The following is a 6,230-nucleotide window of genomic DNA, read 5'->3' on the forward strand; positions in this document are numbered from 1 at the left end:
AAAAAATTAAATATAGTGAAATTTCGGTAATATCAAACTTATATTCTAAATCATTAATTTCCTTAGCAATATTGGCAATTTGCTCACCAATAGTATCCTATTCATCAAGAACAGCATTCGTTTGTAAACTTGCTCGTTCTTGTAATTCAGTAAGATCTAAATTAATTGCTTGAATTGTTGACATTAGTTCATTCAAAGTTTGTTCAATTTTTTCTTCACGCAAAGACATTTGCTCTACTTTATTTTCCATTTTTTACTTTCACCTACTTATAATTATAATATATCATAAAACTAAAAAAGATTAGTTTTAATAATTAATTACTAATCCTTTAAAACGTGTCACTGAATTAATTGTTTCACGAATCCCTTGAACTCCTTGTCCAGAATCATGAATTCCTAAAAACGGGAATGAATCAGGTCCTCGTTGAGTACGACCATTAATATTAACCGTTCCTGTTTCTAATTCATTAGCAATATTAAATGCTGCATTAATATCTTTTGTAAAAATACATGCTTGCAATTTAAAATTTGATTTATTTGCTAAAGTAATCATTTCTTCAACATTCTTACAACGAATAATTGGTAAGACTGGACCAAATGGTTCTTCTCATGCTAATCGCATTTCTGAGGTAACATGGTCAATTAAAGTTGCACTAATTAAATTATCTTTTCGTTGATTACCAAGTATTAATGTTGCTTTTTTTACTAAAGCATCATCAATTAAACCTTGTAAAAAATCTGCAGCTTTTAAATCAATGACAGGAATAATAGCTTTATTATCTAATGGCGAACCTGCTTCTAACTTGCTAACTTCTATTTTTAATAATTTTACTAGTTCATCAGCAATTGTTTCATCTACTAATACTCGCTTAACAGCCGTACAACGTTGTCCAGAATATGCATAAGCACCAGCAACAATTTCTTTTACTGCTTTTGTTAAATCAGCATCTTTTAATACTAAAGCTGGATCTTTTCCTCCTAATTCTAATACTAAGTCTTTTCCATGTCCTAATTTGCGAATATGATTGCCAACAGCAACTGACCCAGTAAATGAAATAACATCAATTTCAGGATTTAAAACTAATAAATCTCCAATATCACGTCCACGACCAGTTACAATATTAAAAACACCTTTCGGAAAACCAACTTCAAAAGCTAATTTTGCCATATATAACCCAGTTAAAGTGCCATTTGTTGCCGGTTTAAAAACAACAGTATTACCAACAACTAAACTTGGTACAATTTTTGCAATACTTAAATTAACAGGATAATTAAATGGTGAAATTGCCAAAATAACACCTTTTGGAACACGAGAAAAAATCCCTAATTTATTTTTAATATTTCAACCATCCCCAGTTAATGTTTCTGGAAAAACTCGTTTTGCTTCTTCAATTGTGTAATCAATATATTCAATACTACGTTCTACTTCAACTTGACCATCTTTTAAACTTTTTCCAATTTCATGGGCCATAATTTTCGCAAGCTCTGTCTTATGACTTTCTAATAATTTTGCTCATTTTTGCAAATAACTAATTCGTTCAAATAAAGCTAAATTTGCTCATTCTTTTTGTGACTGTCGAGCCCACTTAAACGCTTCATTTATTTCTTTTTCTTTTAGAGCTGGAACACGACCATACGGCTTATTATTAATTGGTGAAATTATTTCTAATCAATCCCCATTATTGATTAATTCACCATTAATTAATGCATTCAATTCCAAATTCATTTTTACCGCCTCGTTTCTTTCTGCATTATTCTATTTATATTTTATGCTTTTTTAAAATTATTAAAAGATACTTTCCACATTTAAATTATTGTTTATAATAAAATGTTTTAATGTTGTTAACGCACGTTCACTATATGCTAAATATTTTTCATTTTTACTTTTAAAATGTTGTTCAAAGGGAGGGATAATGCCAAAATTTGCTTTCATTGGCTGAAAATTAGTTTTTGAAGCATTAATAATATAATTCACTAATGCGCCCATCATTGTTTCGGGTGGAAATGTTAACATTGGGTCATTATTTAATAATCTTGCAATATTTAGGGCACTAATAATTCCTGTGGCTGCTGATTCAACATATCCTTCAACGCCAATAATTTGACCAGCAAAAAATAAATTCTGATGTTTTTTTACTTGTAAAAATTGATTTAATAAAATTGGAGAATTAATAAAATTATTCTTATGAATAACACCATATCGTACAATCTGAGCATTTGCTAAACCTGGAATCATACTAATAAGGCGTTGCTGCTCTGGAAACTTCAAATTAGTTTGAAAACCAACTAAATTATATAATGTATCAATTGCATCATCTTGACGTAATTGTACAACAGCATATGGACGGTTACCATTTGTGGTTTCTAAACCAACTGGTTTTAATGGTCCAAACAATAATGACTTAATCCCCCTTTTTGCCATTACCTCAATTGGCATACACCCTTCAAAATAAATTTCTTTTTCAAAATCATGTAAAACTACTGTTTCTGCTGTAATTAATGTTTGAACTCATAATTCAAATTCATCCTTGCTCATTGGACAATTAATATAATCTTTACTATTGCCTTGATCATAACGTGATTTATAATATACCTTAGTAAAATCAATACTTTCTTTTGTAATAATTGGTGCGGCTGCATCATAAAAGTAAAAATATTCTTGCCCCAATAATCCTTGAATGGTCGTTTGAAATTTTGATGTTGTTAAGGGTCCAGAAGCAATCAATGTAATTGCTTTATCATCAATAGTTGTTGCCTCTTGGTTAATTAAAGTCACATTTGAATTATTTGTTAACCATGTTGTAATATATTCTGAAAACTGATTCCGATCAACAGCTAATGCTCCCCCAGCTGCAACACGGCTTGCATAAGCTGCTTTAATAATTAATGAATTAAATGCTAGCATTTCTTGTTTTAATAAACCAACACCATTCGTTAAACTTTCACTACGTAACGAATTTGAACAAACCAATTCTGCAAAGGAATTTTGTTTTTGCACTGGATTTTTTATTAATCGTTTACTTTCATATAAATTAACCTTAAAACCTCGTCGTGCTAATTGATACGCTGCCTCGGTTCCTGCTAATCCAGCCCCAATAATGTTAATCGTTGGAATTGCCATTTGTTATTTTTCCTTTTAATTGTTGATATTGTTCTAAATATTGGGCATATTTTTCTTGTTCAAGTTTAATCTTTTCAGGATTTGCTTTTGCTGAAAAACTTGGATTATTTAAAATATTTTTGCTTCGTTCTAGTTCTTGTTCAAGACGAGTTAATTCCCCATTGATTTTTTGTTGTTCTACTGTTTCATCAACAATATCATTCAACCCAACTTCTAAAATAACATTCGTTAATGGAATTGTGGCATATTTTTGGTTTGCATCTTTTTCTTGAAGTACACCCGTCACTTTACTATTAACCATTTTTAAAATAAATTCATTAATTAATGCAATAACATTTGTAATAATATTATTTTTACTACTTATTTGATCAAATCAAATTTCAATAATATCTTCTTTTTTAATTTGATAATTACTTCGCAATTCACGGACTGCAGCAACAATTTCTGTTACTAAATTCAAATAATCAACATTATAATTAAAATTAATTTTTGGGTAAATTTCTAACATAATTGACTCTTTCAAATTTAATTTTTGATAAATTTCTTCTGTTACAAATGGAATAAATGGATGTAACATAATTAAAATTTGTTTTAAAACATAAAACAATGTTTGAATTGTTATCTTCTTGATTGTGGCATTATTACTTTGTAAATTAACTTTTGTTAATTCAATATATCATGAACAAAACTTATTTCATACAAAATCATACAAATCTTTGCCAACTAAGACAAATTCATATTTTTCCATATTCGTTTGTACTTTAGCAATTGTTTTTGTTAATTCAGTTAAAATTCATTGGTCAATAGCATTTTCTTGATGGTTTAATAATAAGTTTTTAATTTCTGTTTCAAAATTAACCAATGGTTTAAAATCACTTGTTAAATTCAGTTCAACATAACGAGCAGCATTTCATAACTTATTAATAAAATTTCAAGCACTATTAACTTTTTCTAAAGAAAAACGTAAATCTTGTCCTGGTGCACTATTTGTAACTAAAAAATAGCGTAATGTATCTGCACCATATTCTTTGATAACATCCATCGGATCAATCCCATTCCTTAATGACTTACTCATTTTTCGGCCTTCTTCATCACGAATTAAACCATGAATTAAAACATCATTAAATGGTTTTTCCTTTGTAAACTCTAATGAGTCAAACATCATTCTTGAAACTCAAAAGAAAATAATATCATAACCAGTCACCAAAACATTAGTTGGAAAATAGCGATGAAATAATGTTTTATCTCAATTTCATCCTAAAGTTGTCATTGGTCATAATGCTGATGAAAATCAAGTATCTAAAACATCTCCATCTTGAATTCAATTTTTACTATTATCTGGTGGAATTAAGCCAACATGAATTTTTGTTGAATCATCTTTATGATATCATGCTGGAATTTGATGTCCTCATCATAGTTGCCGTGAAATACATCAATCTTGAACATTTTTCATTCAATTAATTAATGTTGTATTAAATCGAGAAGGATAAAATTGAATTTTATTTGGTGATGATTGAAATTTAATAATTTTTTCAGCAAAATATTCCATTTTAACAAATCATTGGTCTGATAAATATGGTTCAACAATAGCACCACTTCGTTCTGAAAAACCAACTTGATGAGAATGATCTTTAATTTCAACAATTAACTTTTGGTGATCTAAATCATGAACTAAATTTTGACGGGCAGTAAAACGATCTTGGTGATGATATTTTCCAGCCAATTCGTTCATTGTCCCATCTAAATTCATACAAATTGGCATTGCTAAATGATGACGCAAAGCAATTTCAAAATCATTAGCATCATGTGCTGGTGTACATTTCATTGCTCCCGTTCCAAAATCTTGGTCAACATAATTATCACAAATAATAGGAAGCAATTCACCATTTGCTGGATTTATCACTTTTTTATTTCAATATTTGCGATAACGATTATCATTTGGGTTAACAACAACACATTGATCAGCAAACATTGTTTCTGGGCGTGTTGTTGCAATTGTCAAAAACTCACTTGTACTATTTTCTAAAAAATATTTAAAATAATACATTTTGCCTTGTTGCTCTTGATAAATAACTTCAATATTTGATAAAGCGGTTTTTTGTACAGGGTCTCAAGAAATAATTCGTTTACCACGATAAATTAATCCTTTTTGGTATAAATCAATAAAAACTTTTTGTACTGCTGATGTTAAATTATTATTTAATGTAAATTGCTCACGTGAATAATCTAATGCTAATCCTAATTTAGCTCATTGCTCACGAATAATTTCAGCATATTCTTCCTTTCATGCTCAAACTTGTTCAATAAACTTTTTTCGTCCTAAATCATGTCGTAAAATATTTTTTGTTATACGTAAACGTTCTTCTACTTTTGCCTGTGTAGCAATTCCCGCATGGTCCATTCCTGGTAAATATAAAGTATCAAATCCTAGTAATTTTTTATAGCGAATAATCAAGTCTTGCAATGTTGTATCTCAGGCATGACCTAAATGTAATTTCCCAGTCACATTTGGGGGTGGAATAACAATACTAAACTTTGGCTGTTTACTTGTAACATCTGCAGTAAAATAACTTTTTTTCTTTCAAAATTGATATTTTCCTGTTTCGACCAAGGCATGGTCATATTTCTTTGTTAATTTTTTTCCCATTTTTGTTTCCTTTCTAAATAAAAACTCCTATTATTTAAATAAAATAATAGGAGCAATTATTTTCTAAATAATTACGGTACCATCCTTTTTTAATAAGTATCACTTATTACCTTAATTAAAATATCAAGTTAAAATATTTAGCAACCTTCATTAAAACAATAGATTAATTTCACACCATCAATTAACTCTCTGAACTATTTTTTTAATTACTCCTCTAATATTTATGGTTTTATTATAATTCTTTTTCAATTAATTGCAACCTTTTTTGTTCCTCCAAGAATATTATTCTAAAATAAAAATAAAAGTTAATTATAACTTTTATTTTTATTTTTTTTTCTAATTTTGTGTCTTCTGCCCTTTTAATATTAGACTTCTTGCATAACCTAGTTATTTTAAAATTCCTATAAAATATATTTAAAATAGAAATTATAGGAATCTAAAATTATGAAATTTGATAAATTT

General features: G+C 28.4%; 4 protein-coding genes. All 4 read right to left on the reverse strand.

What is annotated here, in order from left to right; translation table 4 throughout:
• Positions 1-97 precede the first annotated feature (97 nt).
• The 4 genes from EHU54_RS03990 to EHU54_RS04005 are packed head-to-tail and all read right to left on the reverse strand — an operon-like array spanning position 98 to position 5,768.
• Entirely contained in the window at positions 98-250 is a 153-nt protein-coding gene (locus tag EHU54_RS03990; RefSeq protein ID WP_400249055.1) for a hypothetical protein, read from the reverse strand.
• A 57-nt stretch (positions 251-307) separates the two neighbouring features.
• Positions 308-1,726, reverse strand: coding sequence for an NADP-dependent glyceraldehyde-3-phosphate dehydrogenase (locus EHU54_RS03995; RefSeq protein ID WP_400249057.1), 1,419 nt, complete (start codon positions 1,724-1,726; stop codon positions 308-310).
• A gap of 60 nt (positions 1,727-1,786) precedes the next feature.
• Positions 1,787-3,121, reverse strand: a complete 1,335-nt coding sequence (gene trmFO, locus EHU54_RS04000; protein WP_400249058.1) for a methylenetetrahydrofolate--tRNA-(uracil(54)-C(5))-methyltransferase (FADH(2)-oxidizing) TrmFO — start codon at positions 3,119-3,121, stop codon at positions 1,787-1,789.
• Positions 3,102-5,768: a valine--tRNA ligase gene (locus tag EHU54_RS04005; protein ID WP_400249059.1), complete on the reverse strand. Its 2,667-nt coding sequence runs from the start codon at positions 5,766-5,768 to the stop codon at positions 3,102-3,104. Before EHU54_RS04005 ends, trmFO begins: the two co-directional genes overlap by 20 nt.
• Between the last annotated feature and the right edge of the window lie 462 nt (positions 5,769-6,230).

The sequence above is a fragment of the Spiroplasma sp. ald genome (genome assembly GCF_044714355.1).
Taxonomy (GTDB): Bacteria; Bacillota_I; Bacilli_A; order Mycoplasmatales; family Mycoplasmataceae; genus Spiroplasma; species Spiroplasma phoeniceum.